At 64.6% G+C, this 15,016-nt stretch carries 11 protein-coding genes and 1 pseudogene; 5 read left to right on the top strand and 7 right to left on the bottom strand.

The features are described from left to right. Positions 1–2 precede the first annotated feature (2 nt). Positions 3–872 carry a tRNA (guanosine(46)-N7)-methyltransferase TrmB gene (gene trmB, locus GBB18_RS03360; RefSeq protein WP_370513256.1) on the bottom strand — a complete coding sequence of 290 codons (870 nt, stop codon included), beginning with the start codon at positions 870–872 and terminating at the stop codon, positions 3–5. A 272-nt stretch (positions 873–1,144) separates the two neighbouring features. Here trmB and GBB18_RS03355 point away from each other — a divergent pair, with 272 nt between their 5' ends. The 3 genes from GBB18_RS03355 (at position 1,145) to GBB18_RS03345 (ending at position 6,113) form a co-directional block, all read left to right on the top strand. After that, the gene (locus GBB18_RS03355; RefSeq protein ID WP_192795915.1) at positions 1,145–2,968 is read left to right on the top strand and encodes a phosphoenolpyruvate carboxykinase (GTP); all 1,824 of its coding nucleotides are present in this window, start codon (positions 1,145–1,147) and stop codon (positions 2,966–2,968) included. A gap of 428 nt (positions 2,969–3,396) precedes the next feature. Next, complete coding sequence (locus tag GBB18_RS03350) at positions 3,397–4,815, top strand: glycosyltransferase family 87 protein (protein WP_192795906.1); 1,419 nt, start codon at positions 3,397–3,399, stop codon at positions 4,813–4,815. A gap of 11 nt (positions 4,816–4,826) precedes the next feature. Continuing rightward, positions 4,827–6,113, top strand: coding sequence for a glycosyltransferase family 87 protein (locus tag GBB18_RS03345; RefSeq protein ID WP_151640752.1), 1,287 nt, complete (start codon positions 4,827–4,829; stop codon positions 6,111–6,113). A gap of 3 nt (positions 6,114–6,116) precedes the next feature. Here the strand turns inward: GBB18_RS03345 and GBB18_RS03340 are convergent, their stop codons facing one another. Continuing rightward, entirely contained in the window at positions 6,117–6,884 is a 768-nt protein-coding gene (locus tag GBB18_RS03340; RefSeq protein ID WP_151640751.1) for a methyltransferase domain-containing protein, read from the bottom strand. 26 nt (positions 6,885–6,910) lie between these two features. On the opposite strand from GBB18_RS03340, the gene GBB18_RS03335 reads away from it, so the two are divergent. After that, positions 6,911–7,984 (top strand): glycosyltransferase family 4 protein, encoded by a 1,074-nt coding sequence (locus tag GBB18_RS03335; RefSeq protein ID WP_151640750.1) that lies wholly within the window; start codon positions 6,911–6,913, stop codon positions 7,982–7,984. Here the strand turns inward: GBB18_RS03335 and GBB18_RS03330 are convergent. Continuing rightward, entirely contained in the window at positions 7,935–9,362 is a 1,428-nt protein-coding gene (locus GBB18_RS03330; protein ID WP_151640749.1) for a hypothetical protein, read from the bottom strand. The genes GBB18_RS03335 and GBB18_RS03330 overlap by 50 nt on opposite strands. Position 9,363: 1 nt before the next feature. After that, positions 9,364–10,299, bottom strand: coding sequence for a porin PorA family protein (locus GBB18_RS03325; RefSeq protein WP_192795905.1), 936 nt, complete (start codon positions 10,297–10,299; stop codon positions 9,364–9,366). Positions 10,300–10,392: 93 nt separating this feature from the next. Between GBB18_RS03325 and GBB18_RS03320 the strand changes: the two genes are divergently transcribed. After that, positions 10,393–11,475 (top strand): acyltransferase, encoded by a 1,083-nt coding sequence (locus GBB18_RS03320; protein ID WP_151640748.1) that lies wholly within the window; start codon positions 10,393–10,395, stop codon positions 11,473–11,475. A gap of 1,024 nt (positions 11,476–12,499) precedes the next feature. Here GBB18_RS03320 and GBB18_RS10735 read toward each other — a convergent pair. The 3 genes and pseudogenes from GBB18_RS10735 to GBB18_RS03305 all read right to left on the bottom strand — a co-directional run. Continuing rightward, a pseudogene (locus GBB18_RS10735) lies at positions 12,500–14,230 on the bottom strand (alpha-(1->3)-arabinofuranosyltransferase family protein); the annotation flags it as partial. A 40-nt stretch (positions 14,231–14,270) separates the two neighbouring features. Beyond that, positions 14,271–14,465, bottom strand: coding sequence for a DUF2613 domain-containing protein (locus GBB18_RS03310; RefSeq protein WP_151529016.1), 195 nt, complete (start codon positions 14,463–14,465; stop codon positions 14,271–14,273). 3 nt (positions 14,466–14,468) lie between these two features. Next, entirely contained in the window at positions 14,469–14,933 is a 465-nt protein-coding gene (locus tag GBB18_RS03305; RefSeq protein WP_151549540.1) for a universal stress protein, read from the bottom strand. Positions 14,934–15,016 lie beyond the last annotated feature (83 nt).

The raw sequence follows: 15,016 nt of genomic DNA, 5'->3' as shown, positions 1-15,016 counted from the left end.
GGCTAGATCTCCTTTGGGGTAGCGTCGTCACGCTTACGCCACAGATATTCACGAATCACGTGGCTCTTATCGAGGCCCTTGCCCTCGAACTTAGTAATAACTTGCCGGTCAGTGAGCTGAGGGCATTCAGCCCATGGCCACCCCATGTACTCTAGTGCGGGCTCGACCTCGGTCAGCTCATCGATCCACTCGGCGTAGTCGGCGTGGTCGGTGGCTACGTGCAAGACTCCGCCCGGCTTGAGGCGGGAGGCGATGAGGTGCAGCGGCCCAGATTGGATGATGCGGCGCTTGTGGTGCCGCGCCTTGGGCCACGGATCTGGAAAGTAGATGCGCACCCCGTCGAGGGAGGCGGGCGCGATCATGCGGTTGAGTACCTCGATGCCGTCGCCGCGCACCATGCGGATGTTCTCGATGCCCTCGCGGACGACGCTGCCGAGCAGCTTCGCCAGCCCAGGCTTATACAGCTCCACGGCGATGATATTGGTGTCCGCCTCGAGCGGGGCCATCGCTGCGGTGGAGGTGCCGGTGCCGGAGCCGATCTCCACGATGGTGCGGGCCTCGCGGCCGAACCAGGCGGCGGGATCGATGCGTTCATCAGAGAGCACGGTGCCCAAGCGGGGCCAGTGCTCCTCCATGAGGGCCTGTTGATTATCGGTGAGAGTGCCGCGGCGGAAGCTCACTGAGCCGAGCCGCGGATAGTCCAAGCCATCGTTGAAATCAGACTGGAGAGGGCGCCCGCCCGGCAGGTCGCCGACAGCCCAGTCGCGGCCAGCATCGTGCTGCGGTGCGGGGGAAGACGGAGCCGCTGCGGAGGTGGTGTGACCACCTACAGCGAGAGAATCAGAATTATCACTAGTAGACACTTGAGACATTCTTCCAAGTGGATGGGTAAAAGTTCAATAATAGCTAGTGCCCGTACGGTCATGGTCTGGGGTAGTCGTGGAGAGTAAATACCCCCAAAGTGGGGCGAGGCGCCTCCGCATAAGGTGTGACTTATGCCCAAAACGTCACTAAGGAGGTGTTCGGTCCAGCGAATATTCGTACCTTTTCTCAAAAGCGATCCAAAACACGGGTTCAGCGTGCAGGCACTTCATTAATCTTGGTAGTGAAAGTCTGTCGAGTGATGCACATGTCTGGAGAAGCGATGACCGCTATCAAAGGCCTTGAAGGCCCTGCCCCCACCAAGAATGAAGAACTGCTCACCTGGATCGCCGAGGCTGTCGATCTCTTCCAGCCCGAACGAGTGGTGTTCGCCGATGGTTCTCAGGAGGAGTGGGATCGACTCGCCGCCGAGCTCGTGGAAGCGGGCACCCTGATCAAGCTGAACGAGGAGAAGCGCCCCAACAGCTACCTCGCTCGCTCGAACCCCGATGACGTTGCTCGCGTGGAATCCCGTACCTTCATCTGCTCGCACAGCGAGGAGGGCGCTGGCCCCACCAACAACTGGGCCGACCCGGTGAAGATGCGCGAGGAAATGCTGGAGCAGTACAAGGGCTCCATGAAGGGCCGCACCATGTACGTGGTGCCGTTCTGCATGGGTCCGATCGATGACCCCAGCCCGAAGCTGGGTGTGCAGCTGACTGACTCCGCCTATGTGGTCATGTCCATGCGCATCATGACCCGCATGGGTCAGGAAGCCCTGGACAAGATCGGCGAGAATGGCGATTTCGTCCACTGCTTCCACTCCGTGGGTGCGCCGTTGGAGGAGGGCCAGGAGGACGTGCCGTGGCCCTGCAACGACACCAAGTACATCACCCAGTTCCCGGAGACCAAGGAGATTTGGTCCTATGGCTCCGGCTATGGCGGCAACGCCATCTTGGCCAAGAAGTGCTACGCCCTGCGTATCGCCTCGGTGATGGCCCAGGAAGAGGGCTGGATGGCCGAGCACATGCTCATCCTCAAGCTCAACTCCCCGGAGGGCAAGTCCTACTACGTGGCTGCCGCCTTCCCCTCCGCCTGCGGTAAGACCAACCTGGCCATGATCGAGCCCACCCTGGAGGGCTGGAGCGCCGAGGTGGTCGGCGATGACATCGCGTGGCTGCACTTCGGTGAGGATGGCCGCCTCTACGCCGTGAACCCGGAGAATGGTTTCTTCGGCGTGGCTCCGGGCACCAACTACTCCTCCAACCCCAACGCCATGCGCACCATGGAGCCGGGCAACACCCTGTTCACCAACGTTGCGCTCACCGACGACGGCGATGTGTGGTGGGAAGGCTTGGAGAACAAGCCCGATCACGCCATCGACTGGCTGGGTAATGAGTGGACCCCGGATTCCGAGCAGCCCTCCTCCCACCCGAACTCCCGCTACTGCGTGCCGATCTCGCAGTGCCCGGTGGCTGCCAAGGAGTTCAACGACTGGCAGGGTGTACCGATCGACGCCATCCTCTTCGGTGGCCGTCGCCCCGACACCGTGCCGCTGGTCACCCAGGCACACAACTGGGATCACGCCACCATGATTGGTGCGCTCCTGTCCTCCGGTCAGACCGCCGCCTCCGCCGAGGCAAAGGTGGGCTCCCTGCGCCACGACCCGATGGCCATGCTGCCCTTCATCGGCTACAACGCCGGTGACTACCTGCAGCACTGGATCGACATGGGCGTCAAGGGCGGCGACAAGATGCCGTCCGTGTTCCTGGTCAACTGGTTCCGTCGCGGCGACGATGGCCGCTTCCTCTGGCCCGGCTTCGGCGAGAACTCTCGCGTGCTCAAGTGGATCATCGATCGCATCGAGGGCCGCGTGGGCGCCACCGAGACCGTGGTGGGCCACACCGCCAAGGTGGAGGACATCGACCTCACCGGCCTGGACACCCCGGTCGCCGATGTGGAAGAGGCACTGAGCGCCCCCGCCGAGCAGTGGGAGGGCGATCTGGCCGATAACGAGGCATGGCTGGAGAAGCTCGGCCCCAAGGTTCCGGCCGAGGTGCATGAGCAGTTCGCCGCTTTGAAGAAGCGTATTGCCGACGCCAAGTAGTCTCCTCGCCTGAGACAGACCTGTTCTGCCCGGTCCCGATCGAGCACCGCCGTTGCCCCTCGCGTACGAGGGGGAGGCGGGGCTGCGGGGCCGGGCAGTCGGCGTATCTGCGTCCGCCTGCCGCGAGGTGTATTCCTTCGCTAAACTATCCGAGAGAATATAACTTCGCCTGGATAAAACGGAATGGACGTGCAACGTATATGCCAAGCGCTCAGGGACGGGACACCCCACGACAGGGTCGGCAACTAGCGTCCTCCCGCGGAGCGCGCGGCACAGCTGGTGCACGCGACGCAGCTAGTGCACGTGGCGCAGGCGGCAGCGCCGGCGATACGACGGGCGAGTGGGAGCGGGCCCTCAAAGGCGCACCGCTCGGTCGGCATTCCAGCGCTCAGCGCTCCGACGGGCTGTTCCCGCCGCGAGTATGGGTGGTGGCTGCGGTATTCGCGGTGCTGACCCTGTGGCTCTTCCGCCGCTCCGGCTATCCGGATGATCTGGCCTCGTGGTGGATTGCAGCCTCGCTCGTGGCAGAAGGACAGGCCCACGCGATCTACGCGGTCGATACCACTGACTTTGCCTCATACACCGGCGATGCGTGGGCGCAGCAGGCGGAACTCATCCGCGATGTCTCGCCCTATCCGCACCCCTATGTGCATATTCCTTTAGTGGCCTATGCGCTCTCGCCGCTCACCCACATCATGTCCTTTTCCACCTTCGCCACCATCGGCTCGGCAATCAACGGAGTCTGCATTGCGGTGATCGTGGCGGCCAGCATCGGCCTTTTTACTCGTTCGGCGCCGTCGACCTCCGCCCTCTGGCTGGGCAGTGTGGCGCTGTGGCTGTGCACGGCAAGCCAGATGAGCATCACGCTCGGGCAGTCCTCTCCTTTTATTTATGCCATCATCGCGGTGGCGCTGGCGCTCTCGGAGCGTCGTCCCGTGATCGCGGGAGTGCTCATTGGCATTGCGGCGCTGATCAAGATCACCCCGGTCGCGTTGATTGTGGTGCTGGTGGGCTTCGGATCGCGGCGCCGCGCTGGGCTGGTGGGCCTGGCCGTGGTGTCTGCGGGCGCAGTACTGACCCTGCTGTTGGTGGACAATGCAGTGATCACGGCGTGGCGGGACACGATCGCGTGGATGAACTCCCACACCCTGGCGGTCCCCATCAACGCCTCCCTCGATTCGCTCTTTGCCGAGCGCACTACCTTAGAGGTGCAGGTGGAGGCCGTCCCCGGTACCCCAGCTGCGGCGACCGTGCTCAATGGTCTCTATGTGCTGCTCGTGGGCCTTGGCCTTGTGCTGCTTATGGGCACCCAGTCGCGCCATAAGTTTGAAATCTCGGCAGTGGCGATTCTGTTGGTGGCCACCTCGGTATCTGGTGTCGTGTGGTTGCACTATGGTCTGGTGGCGTTTGTACCGATTGCCGGAGTGCTCATCCTGCACCGCCGCTACTGGGTGCTCGGCGTCCTGCTGCTGGCCTATCAGCCCCTCGGCGGGCATTTCGTGGATATGGACACCACACCGGGGGCGCTGCAGTGGGCGCCGTTGGCGCTGATGGTGATTCCCACGGTGCTGCTGGTGGTGGGCGAGATCATGCGTAGCGAGGGGCTGTCCTTCCGCTCGGTGTGGCGCGGGATTCTCACCGAGATCAGCGGCCGCCCGGCACCCGCACCGGCCTTCGCTCCTGCACCTGCACCTGGGCCCGCACCGGCCTCCGAACCCGCACCTGCACCGACGGCCACCCTCGCGCCGGCGCCGCGCCCCACAGCTGCGGGCCCGAGTGCTACCGGGCTGCGCTATCGGCGTGCTGGCCGGCCTGCGGACTCGCCCCCGCGCCGCGCTCGGCGCTAAACTTCGCGTTTATGGTTTCTTCTGCAGCCCGCGCGCATCATGCCTCGTCTGAGCCGACACGGGGGATGTTCCCTGCCTCGGTGTGGCTGGTGGCTGCGGCCTTCGCTGCTCTGACGCTATATGCGCAGCTGCGCCTAGCCACGCCAGACGATGCTGCCAGCTGGTGGATCGCTGGTCGCTTGGTGGCCACCGGGCATGCAGATGCGCTCTATGCCATCGACCCCAATGATTATGGGCTCTTCACCGGCGCGGAGTGGACCCACGAGGCTGAGCTCATCGCCGAGCACACCCTGGTGCCACACCCCTATGTGCACCTGCCCGCGGTGGCCTATATTCTCGCCCCGCTGACCATGATCATGAGCTTCCCGGTGTTTATCGCCCTGGGAGCGGTGATCACCGGTGTGTCCCTCACCCTGCTGGCTGCCGCGGCGATCGCGATGTGGACCGATCGTGCCCCGCGCCCTGGGGTGCTGGTGGCCGTCACCACGCTGGTGTGGCTGAGCTCGGCGGCGCAGGCCAGTATCACGCTGGGCCAAACCTCGCCCTTTATCTACGCACTCATCACGCTGAGTGTGGCGCTGAGCCGACGCCGCCCCTGGCTGGCCGGGACGTGCATCGCGGTAGCCGCCTTCATCAAGATCACCCCGGTGGCGGTGGTGGTGGCTATGCTGCTTTTCGCTTCACGACGCCGCGCCGGGCTCATCGCCACCGGCCTGCTCGCTATTGCCGGCGTGGTGTCCTATCTTCTCGTCCCCAGCTCCGTGTTCAGCGCGTGGCGGGAGACGGTGGGGTGGATCGGCGCCCATACCCTGGCCCCGCACAATGTGGCTATCGATGCACTGCTCATCATGCCGGTGCGAACGGAGGCCATCGTGGGTGTTTTCGATGAGTCTTCCCCCTGGGCGCTGCCGATCAAGCTGCTCATTCTTGTTGTTCTCGCGGTGGGGGCGCTGGCGCTGATGGGCAGTGAGAGCACCAAGAAATTTGAGATCATTGCGGTGGTGATGATGCTGGGTGCCACCAGCCTCTCAAGTGTGTTGTGGGTGCACTATACCCTGATGGGGGCGGTGGGCATCATCGGCGTGGTGGCGCTCTATCGCTGGTGGTGGGCGGTGGCATTTCTGCTGCTGCTCCTGCCGCCCTTCGCCGCAGGCGATGGGGAGCTGTCGTGGGATCTCGCCCCGCTCGTGGTGCTGCTGGGCACATCGCTGGTGCTGTTCTGCGGCGCGGTGGCAAAGCATCGCCCCAGCGTGGCAGAGATCGGCCGCGGCCTGCGGCAGGAGTGCGTGGGCCGCTAGGGTCTAGTTTTTGCGGAGCACGACCACCAGATTCGAGACGGCGAATTCGCGGAAGAGCGGGACGCGCACGGCCCACCATGCCCACCACGGGTGATAGCGGGGGAAGGCCAGCACCATCTGCCCCGTGCTCTCTGCCCAGCGCAGGCCCTCGGCGCAGGAAACGTCGAATAGCGATGTGCCAAAGATGTTCTTGGGCTCGTGGCCGTGCTTTTTCTTATAGCGTTGGCGGGCAAACTCCCCGCCCACATAGTGCTGCCACAGCCCGGTTTCGTGGCCGCCGAAAGGGCCCAGCCAGATAGTGTAGGACAACACCACCAGCCCGCCGGGGGCGGTCACCCGCAGCATCTCATCGGCCATGGTCCAAGGCTCGGGCACATGCTCGGCCACATTGGAGGAATAGGTGATCTCGCAGCTGTTATCGAGGAAAGGCAGCTGCATGCCGGAGCCGCGCACATCGGTGGCGAGCTCCCCAGGCTCGCAGGAGATATAGCGGGCCCCGCGGGCGGCAAACTCGGAGGTGAAATAGCCGGGGCCACCGCCCACATCCAGCACCCGGGAGCCGTGGAGGGACACACCATAATCCGTGCAGAGGGCGTCGATAAGCTCGGCGGTGTCGCGGGCCAGGCCCGTATAAAAGACGTCGGGGTCAGCCTGTTCGAGAGGGAAGGAGCGCAGTAGTGACCACGTGCGCCCGAAGGTGGCTCGCGAGATGGTTTGCGGTGTGGGCTGCCCATTCAGGCGGTTGAGAGCCGAGCGGAATATGGTGCGCATGGGGCTCCATTATAGGCTTGGGTGTGATGAAGATTCTCCTGCTCTGCTGGCGCGACTCCACCCACCCTCAAGGCGGTGGTAGTGAACGCTACCTTGAGCGCGTCGCGGAGCACCTCGTGGAGCGTGGCCATGAGGTGATTTTCCGCACCGCGGCCAATGAGAACGCCCCTGCCACCACGAGCCGCGCGGGGGTGCGTTTTCGGCGGGCGGGTGGCAGGCTCACGGTCTATCCGCGGGCGTGGCTGGCCATGTTGGCCGGACGCGTGGGCATCGGGGAGCTGCGCGGGGTCGATGCGGTGGTGGATACCCAAAACGGCATTCCTTTCTTCGCTCGGCTTTTCCTGAATGCCCCGACCGTGGTGCTCACCCATCACTGCCACCGCGAGCAATGGCCGGTGGCTGGGCCCGGATTGGCGCAGCTGGGCTGGTTTTTGGAGTCCACAGTCGCGCCGCGGGTCTATCGCCACGCCCGCTGGGTCACCGTCTCCGAGGCCTCGGCGAGTGAGCTGCGCGAGCTGGGCGTGCGCGATATCAGCGTGATCCACAATGGTGTCGATCCCGTACCACATTTCGACGCCCTCCCCCCGGCCTCTGGCCCACGGCTGGTGACGCTGTCTCGCCTCGTGCCACACAAGCAGATCGAGCACGCCATCGAGGTAGCGGATGCCCTCGGAGTGGACTTGGACGTGATCGGCTCCGGCTGGTGGGAGGAGAACCTCCGCGAGATCGCGGGGGAGAATATCCATTTCCATGGGCATGTGTCCGAGGAGGCCAAACACGCCTTGCTGGAGCGAGCGGATATCCATCTGATGCCCTCCCGCAAGGAAGGCTGGGGCCTAGCGGTGGTGGAGGCCGCCCAGCACGGGGTGCCCACGATTGGCTATCGCAGCTCGCGGGGACTGTGCGATTCCGTGCTCGATGGTGAAACCGGCGTGCTGGTGGATACCCCCGAGCAGCTGCTGGCCGCAACGGCGGAGCTGATTGCGGATCCCGCGCGTCGCACCAGTCTCGGCGAGGCTGCCCGGCAGCGCGCCCATCAGTATTCCTGGGCTACGACGGGCGCTGCCTTTGCCGAACTCGTAGAGCGCGAAGCCCGATAAATAGCGGCACCAGCAGCCACCACACCAGCAGTCCTAGCCCATAGCCGTGCGGCCGAGGTTCCACCCCGGTAATCCGGTAGGTGTGTCCACCATCGACCACCAGCCCCACCTGGAGGCGCGCCAAGGCGGCATCATCACGACGCTCCCAGGCGTCCATGGCCTGCTGCCAGCGCGGGTTCGGCGGGTCCACGATCGTCCCGTCCACCACCAAACCTCCAGGCTGGACGGCCGCCACTGCCTTGGTGCGCGGATCCACCGCCACTCGCCCCTCATAGGTGGTGATCGCGGTGGCGGGACCCACCAGCAGCACATCCACCCCTTCGGCCTCGTCGTGCAGGCGCTGCCAAGAGGAGTCGGCGGGAACGGGACGCAGCTCAGCGAGCTGCTGCGGGGCCTGTGGCACGCTGAGCGCCAGCAGTACCAGCCCTACGCCCTGGAGCCATACCCAGCGGATACCGGCGGCCATAGCCGCGTAGGCCGGCAGGGCGAAAAGAACAAATTTATGCGTGTCGCGAAATAGCGCCCCGCCCGGAATTCCCTGCACATCGAGGCTGCAGGCGGTGGCCAGGATCCCCGCGACGCCGAGCAGCACCAGCCGGCGCGGCGCGGCGCGCAGACCGGTGAGCAGAAGGAGAAAAAGTAGCGCCCCCGCGATCACGCCGCCGGTGCGGGCCACCTCGGCGTTCCAGATTCCCCCCAAGCCCACAACGGTGGCGGCGATATTCAGCACCTCCGGGCCGAAATCGGCCTCGGGGCGGGTGGCGAAGGCAGCTCCCGCCGCGCTGCTGGGTGGGTTGAGCAGCGCGGGCACGAGCCAGGGCAAGGACACCGCGGCCGCGCCCGCAACCGAGCTGAATGCGGGGCGGGTGAGAATCGCCACCACCCCGGCCACCACCGCACCGGTGGGGGTGAGGCTGGCAAGCCACACGAGGCCGAGCTGCCGGAGCGGATGCTGGGCGCTGGCGGCGATCCCCGGCAAGAGCCAGGCGGCGATCACCAGCGACCACTGGCCTTGGGCCAGGCGCTCGATAATGAAGGGATTGCAGAGCGTGAGCCCCACCCCGAGCGGCCCATAGCCCCAGGCGGCCCAGGCGGCTATACCGGCCGAGCCGAGGATGAGGGCACGGGCGAACCAGGAGGCCGGCAGGATCTGGCCCAGCAGCGCCAAGAGCCCGTCTTGGGGCACATTGCGGGCGGGGAGATCACCCACCCCGAGTGCATCCGCGCTGAGGGCTGGGGTGTCGATAAGCACCATGTCGCGGGTGATGAGCACGCCACTACGCAGCAGCGTCAGGGCAAGCATGCCGAGGCAGAGCGCCACGATGGCCCACGACAGCGTCGTCCCGCGCAGTGCGGGGAGGAAGGCGCGGCTGCGCATATTAGCTCCGCGCACGCAGGTAGGTGACGGCGGCGGCGATGAGCAGCAGGAAGGACAGCGTGCGGCTGAGATACTGGGTTAAGCGCATGGCGTGGAAGGCGCTGAGTTTTCGCTCGGCTTCGGCCCACTGCTGGGATGTGGTGCTCTCATCCCAGTCGAAGCGGGCGCTGAAAACGGTACCCTCCACCGAGGAGGCGCCGGCGAAAAACTCGGCGGTGCGCTGTTCGGCGGTGGGGGTATCGGGTGCGGTGAACCAGAGGGGACGCTCTTTCAGGTCCACGATCATTCCGGTGAAAGGCTCCACCGTGATATCGCGTTCGACCGCGTAATAGCCGCCGATCACCCGCACGGGGCCGATCTCTTGGTGATAGGTGAAGACCTCCTCGCCGTGATAATCCACGGCATCCACGAAGTCCACCGGCACCGAGGCCTGCAGCACCGTATCAAAATAGGGATAGGAGGATTTCCCGGTCGTCGGCGGGAAACGATAGTTCAGGCCGACGCGCACAAAAGAAGAATGGGTGAGAGTGGAGCCGACGATCAGCCCTGGGGCGCCGCCCATATAGCGTGACGACGCCGTCTCCACCGGATAGCCGGTGCCGCGGCTGAGAGTAACCGAGTCCTCCTCGCGGTAGAGCACCTGCTCCTGGGAGCGCACCGTAGTGCGTGCCTCGGCCGTCACATTCTCTCGGTCCGCGGGTTCGCCTAGCACGATACTGCTTTCTTTGGACACCGTCTGGCCTCCTGCCAGTGACCCCACGGCGATGCTGGGCACGGTGGTGACATGCGTGGCGTAGTTGCGTGGCAGTGAGCCCTCGCTGAACTTCCACGTGGTGTAGATGATGAAGGACAAGGCCACAAAAAAGACGGCGGCACCGAGGAATACTCGGGCGATGAGCAGCGAGACGATGCTGCCGGTTCTGCTACCGCGGGCCACGTCGACTCTCCTTCTAGGCGGGCGTTCGTGGCGGTGGAGCCACCGCGCTGCGAACAGTGAAGTATCAATTGTGGGTATGAAACAATAAGTGTCGTGTCTCCTCAATCCTACGCAACGCCGCGCGGTTACAATCCAAGCCTCGAGGGTTTGCGCGCCGTTGCCGCCTGCGGAGTGCTGCTCACCCACACCTCTTTTCAGTCTGGCATGGATCCCAGCTCGCTGGTGGGTGGATTTTTAGGGCGTTTCGACTTCTTTGTTGCGCTCTTTTTTGCGCTCTCCGCCTATCTGCTGGCGCGCGGCGACTATCGCACCCGCCGCTCCTTTTATGCCAAGCGCTTCTTCCGCGTGGTGCCCGCCTATGTGGTGTGTGTGGCCACCGCGTTGATTATCCTGCCAGCCAATTTCAACGCCGACCCAGCGGCGGTGATCGCCACTTTCTTCTTCGCCCAGATCTATCTGCCCCACGGGCTGCTCCCAGGTATCACCCACTTGTGGTCAATGTGCGTGGAAGTGGCCTTCTATCTGGTATTTCCCTTTATCTCCCAGAAGCGGTGGATCATTCTTGGGTTGGCGCTGCTCAGTCTCGGCTGGGCCTTTATTCCCTTCCCCACCGGCGGCCCCAACTGGCAGATCTTCCCGCCCGCCTATACCTGCTGGTTCGCCGTGGGGCTGCTGGCGGCCCGCATTCAGCCCACGCCCACCGCAGAGAGATGGCTGCGTCGTCGCTGGATCTGGTGGATCTGCGCCGCCGCCATCCTTTTTGTGGCCGGCCAGGAGTTCTTCGGCCCGCTCGGTCTCGAGCACCCCTCCCCGCTGGAGTTTCTGCGCCGCGTGATTGCTGGCGCCGCCTTCGCCTCCGTGGTGCTGGTGCCCTATGTGCTCGCGCCGGGCTCGCGGCTGCTCGACTCGCGCCTATTCAGTCAGCTCGGCACCATTTCTTATTCCATCTTCCTCTGGCATGTGGTGGTGCTAGAAATGGTGTTTCCGCTTCTGGGCATGCGCCCGTTCACCGGCAATTTCCTGCTGATCACTGCGGTGACTCTGGGGCTGACCCTGCCGGTGGCGTATCTGTCTTACCACCTGGTAGAGCGACCAGCGCGAGGGCTGTGGCGATGGCTGCCTGCGTCAGCACGTGCCCGCCAGCCTCGACGCCGCGCTGTAGCCACAGACCAGTAACCAGCACGCTCAGCCCGGCGATGCGCAGCGTGGTCCACCGCTCCACAATCCATGCCACCACAATGCCGATAAGCCCCGGCAGGCCGAAGACCAGTGGGGCCAGCACGGCATAGCGCGGAGTCGGGCGAAATACCCCTGGGATCCGCGGCGTGGTGGGCAGATAGAGCGCCCAGGCCGCAGCGAGCAGAGAAATGATCACGCCGACCAGCAGATAGCTCCGCGGGAAACGCAGCGGGGCGAGGGCATCGGCCTCAAAAGCCTGCATACCGGCATTGATGGTGGTGGGCGGAGCATCGCCCATGCTCAAACCCGGGTTGAAGGAATAGGAGGTATCCACCAGCTGCTTTCGCGGCGCTGGGGGTGCTTGGGGGTTGGTGAGCATCAGCCACTCGGCGTTAGTGGAGAGGCGATGTTCCCCCGCGTCCAGCTCGACGGGGCCGCAGCCGTGGGGTGTGCCGTCGATAAGCGTATTCGTCCACGCCCCGCAGGAGGAGGTGCGTAACTCAAGGCGCGCCGGTTCGGGGAGCACTAAGGTGCGGGCGAGCACACCGGTGTACACCTGCCGCTGGCTGAATAGGTAGTGCTGGGCGCTGGGCGAGCCCTGCACCACGATCTCGCGGCGGATACCCATATCGGCCTCGGCGATCCCTTGTCCCGGGCCCGGGATAATGCGCACCGGCAACTCGTCTACCCGTAACTCGGCGGTCTCGCCTTCCCGCATAAATACGCGGGTGCCATTGACCAGAAGATCGCCGGAGCGGCCCCGAATCTGCAGCTTCAGGGTGCGCACATCATCATTCTCCGGATCGAGGCTCAACCAATCGCCGTAGAAGGCGGTGCCGGCGAAGCCATCGACCGCAGCGGTGGGGGAGTGATTCGTGCGCGGGCCGTAAATACTGCCGGCATCCGCAGCATTCGGGCCGGCGGTAACAGTACCGCCGGTTTCCCGCAGCCACAGCTTCGGCGCCTGGGAGGGGTAGTCGATCACCGGATTCTTAATATCGGGCGCTTCCTCGCGGCGGGCCAAAAGACCCGAATGCTGCCCGGTGCCATAGTTGCGCGCAATGGCTAGGGGAGTGTCGGTGATGATCTGCGCCTGCTCGGGTGCGCTGGTGAGCTGGCGTGGCTCATAGCCCAGCACCTCATTGATCAAGGCCAGCGACTCTCCACCGCCGAGCACTTGGTCGATGGGCTGATCCACCACTGAGGCGCCGCGCTCGGGATCGATCTCGATCACATCTATCTTGCCGAAGGAGTGCACCGTCAAGCCCTGTTCCTCGGCGGCGTCTACCAGCTCCGTGCCGGCGCGCTGGCCCACATCGTGGCGTACCGCAATCAGGCCCACGCCGAGTTGGGGCAGCGCCGCGAAGGAACCATCCTGGAGCGAGTCCATCACCCCATCGAGGCCGCGGATTGCTTCGGGATTGACTAGGGGGACCGCGTCGCGGGCAATCCACGGCACCTCCAGCAGCGGCTGCAGCGGCTCATCGCGGGTCCAGCCCCAATCCTGGCGGGCGAAACGCACCGGCGGATAGATCAGCGTGCGGGTATTCTCCCCGTGCGTGTTCAGCCACTCCGCGGTCTCGTAGACATAGGAGGGCACCTCCTGGAATGTGCCCCGAGGTGCCAGCCGCAGCGACCACGCTGGCGAGCTGGCCATCACCACCGCCAGCGCCGTGGCGATGTAGAGCAACTTATGCCACTGCACGCTGAGGCAGGCGATACCGATACACAGCGGCAGCCGCACCAAGGGGTCGAACTTGTGCACATTGCGCAGCAGCGCGCCGGGACCATCGAGGAAGCCCGTGACATAGTGCGAGCCGCAGAGAATAATCACGCCGATGAGCAGCAGAGTGATCCACATTCCTTGGCCGCGCATCCGCTTTAGCCCAGCAATACCGGCGGCCGCCACCGCGACGGTGGCCAACACCAGAATCGGGTTGAGTGCGAGGACATGTCCCGCGAGTCGTTCGCTATCGACGAAAGGGGTCCAGCTGGTGGCGCCGCGCAGCACCTGCACCCCGTTGAGGTTCCCGGTGGTGATGTGCGCGTTTTCGATGTAGTCGGTAAAAGGCGGGGAGAGTCGGCCCATGGTGGCCAGCGGCACCAGCCACCACATGCTCACCAAGATGGAGCCGATGAGGAAGTGGCCGAAGTCCACCCAGCGGTGGCGGAAGAGCAGCACGAAACCGCCGGGAATACATGCGGCGATGGTGGCGGTGGCATTGACCGCGCCGAGACACGCCACCGCGATGATGGCACGGCCGAGCGCCGGTTTGGCGCGGACGAGCGGCTCTACGATCCACGGCACGAGGGCCACAGGCCAGGCTTCAGAGGAGATCGCACCGAGTGTGGTGAGAATCCGCGGGGATAAAGCATAGGCGGCCGCGCCGAGAATAGGGCTCGGTAGCCGCAGTGTGCCGGCCAGGCGATAAAACCCAGAAAAGGAAAGACCCAGTATGAGGGTCCACCAGAGCCGCTGGGCTACCCAGTCGGGCAGTGGCTCGGTGAGGAGAAAGAAGAGGCCTTGGGGAAAGAGATAGCCATAGGCTTGGTTCTGCAGCTGGCCGAGTGGGAACACATCGGTCCACGGCCGCACCGCCCGGGCGAGAAAGCCGGCGGGATTGAGAGCCAGATCAAGTTTGGTGTCGGCGGCGGTGCGCCCCCAGGCAGATCCGAAGGAGCACAGCGCCGCGAATAACCATGCCAGCAGGTGGACGCGGGCATGGGGTGAGACCCGCAGGGTGGTGACCATGCGGGAGAAAGGGAGGCGAGAGGGTCCCAGCGAGGGCAGGCTAGCGGGTGCCGTATTCGACGCCGCCGAGGAGGGCGTCGTCGCTATTGACCGCGTGCGACTGAGGGACGGTGTCTTGCGAGGAGAAGATGGAGAGGCCAAGGATTGCAACCATCCCTAGAAGGAGGCCGACGACAGCAGAGGCAAACGCGGGGCCAATCGTGCGGCGAGTGACGCTATCTGATTCAAGAGCCATGGTTTAATCCTCATTGTCTTCCGGGGGAACCACGAACACGGGAATGTTGGTGTTGTGGACGATACTTTCTGTCGTCGAAGAACTGAAGAAAGATCGTATTCCGGTTTCGGCGCGAGTGCCAATTACGATCACATCGGGGCGGAGGTCCTCGGAGGCATCGATGATGGCCGACCAGATAGACGTAGCCGATTCCACGAGGTGTGCCTTCACGTAGAAGCCCAGCTCCTCGGCGCGTTGGACGCCCTCGCGGCAGGTGGCTAGCGCCTGCTGATAGGCGGGATCCTCGGTTTCATCATCGGTCGACTGCATATCCGAGAGCTTCATTCCCGACTGCCCGGCGGCGCGGGCAGCCTGGCGGTAGAGCGGTTCCCACGCGGTGATGATCTCCACGTGCTTCGGCGCCAGCAGCGCGGCGGCGTAGTCGAGTGCTCGTTGCGATTCCGGCGAACCGTCATAGGCAACCAGCATCGTCTGGGTGGATTCAAACACCGGTGACAGTGCCCCTTCCTTCGTTCTCGTATATCTCGCGCCCAGCGTCCTCGGTGGAGGAG

This window comes from Corynebacterium sp. 11A, from assembly GCF_008930935.1.
Lineage (GTDB): Bacteria > Actinomycetota > Actinomycetes > Mycobacteriales > Mycobacteriaceae > Corynebacterium > Corynebacterium megadyptis.
Note: the sequence above shows the minus strand (reverse complement) of the source record. Positions and strands in the feature narration are given on the sequence as shown.